Annotated in this window: 1 protein-coding gene; it reads right to left on the bottom strand. The window is 76.8% G+C overall.

Features of this window, described 5'->3' with window-relative positions:
- The coding region (locus KS423_RS44710; protein ID WP_224285404.1) for a condensation domain-containing protein at positions 1-1,842 on the bottom strand (1,842 nt) is incomplete at both ends.

The following is a 1,842-nucleotide window of genomic DNA, read 5'->3' as shown; positions in this document are numbered from 1 at the left end:
GCCGGGTTCGTCGCCGGGCCGGCCGGCTGCGCGGCGAGGTCGAGCACGGGGTGCCCGTCGAGCACCTCGGGCAGCGGCCAGCGCTCGTCGGTGAGCACCAGCGCCGGGCTGGCTTCGGCCAGCATGTGGGCGGTGCGCTCGGCCGGGTACTCGGCGTCCAGCGGCAGATGGGCGCCGCCGGCCTTGAGCACCGCGAGGACGGCCACCACCGTCTCCGCCGAGCGCGGCAGGGCCAGTGCCACCACGCGCTCGGGGCCGATGCCCCGGGAGATCAGCTCGTGGGCGAGTCGGTTGGCCCGGGCGTTCAGCTCGGCGAAGGTCAGGGCGAGGTCGCCGCAGACCAGGGCCACCGCTTCCGGCGTGTCCGCGGCCTGCGCCTCGAAGGCGGCCGGCACCAGGGGCAGCCGCTCGGGCAGCGGCGTGTGGTCGCCCGCGGCCACGGCCCGCTGCTCGGCGGGCAGGACGTCCAGCTCGGCGACGGACCGCCGGGGGTCGTCGGCGACCTGGCGGAGGATCGACTCCAGGGCGGCGGCCAGCTGTTCGGCGCTCTCGCGGTCGAACAGGTCGGTGGCGTACTCCAGGACGCCGGCCAGCCCCGCGGTGGCGCCCTCGGCGCCCTGCCGCTCGACCAGGCGCAGGGTGAGGTCGAAGGTGGCCGTCCCGAAGTCGACCGGTTCCTCCGTCACCGTCACGCCGGGCAGGTCCGGGCCGTCCTCGGCGGCGCCCGCGAAGGCCAGCATCACCTGGAACAGCGGGTGGCAGGCGGTCGAGCGGGTCGGGTTCAGCTCCTCCACCAGGCGCTCGAAGGGCACGTCCTGGTGGGCGTGGGCGGCCAGGTCGGTCTCCCGGACCCTGCCCAGCAGGTCGGCGAAGCTCGGGCGGCCGGACAGGTCGGTGCGCAGCACCAGGGTGTTGGCGAAGAAGCCGACCAGCTCCTGCACGGCCTCGTCGAGGCGGCCGGCCAGCGGGGTGCCGATCGGCAGGTCGGTGCCCGCGCCGAAGCGGTGCAGCAGGGTGGCGTACGCGGCCTGTAGGACCATGAAGAGGGTCACGCCGTGTTCGGCGGCGAGTGCGGTGAGCCGGGCGTGCAGGTCGGCGTCGAACTCCAGCGGGACGACCGCTCCGCGGTGGGTGGCGACCGGCGGGCGGGGGCGGTCCAGCGGCAGCGGGAGTTCCTCGGGCGCCCCGGCCAGCGCCTCGCGCCAGTGGGCGAGTTGGCGGGAGAGCGGGCTCTGCGGGTCGTCCTCGTCGCCGAGCAGTTCGTGCTGCCAGAGCGCGTGGTCGGCGTACTGGACGGGCAGCGGCTCCCACTGCGGGGCGTCGCCGGCGAGGCGGGCCCGGTAGGCGTCGGTGAGGTCGCGGTAGAGCGGGCCCAGCGAGGCGCCGTCCCCGGCGATGTGGTGGACGACCAGGACCAGCACGTGCTCCTCGGGCCCCTCGGGCCGCAGGTAGGCGTGGACCGGGAGGTCGGTGGCGAGGTCGAAGGTGTGGCCGGCGAGTTCCCCGGTCGGGCGGTCGGTGACGGTGAGCAGGCCGGTGCCGGGGGCGTCGAGGACGCGCTGGTACGGGGTGCCGTCCTGCTCGCCGAAGACGGTGCGCAGGGCCTCGTGCCGGTGGACGACGTCGCCGAGGGCGGCCGCCAGGGCGGCGGGGTCGAGCGGACCGCTCAGCCGCAGGGCGAGGGTGACGTTGTAGGTGGCCGAAGGGCCCTCCGCCTGGGCGAGGAACCAGAGCCGGCGCTGGGCGAAGGAGAGCGGCACCCGCTCGGGCCGGGGGCCGGGGCGCAGCGCCGGGCGGGCCGGGGCGGGGGTGTCGGTCGCGCGGTCGGCGAGCCCGGCGACG

The organism is Streptomyces sp. LS1784 (genome assembly GCF_020103755.1).
Taxonomy (GTDB): domain Bacteria; phylum Actinomycetota; class Actinomycetes; order Streptomycetales; family Streptomycetaceae; genus Kitasatospora.
The sequence above is the reverse complement of the archived record's forward strand: the minus strand, read 5'-3'. Positions and strand labels throughout refer to the sequence as shown.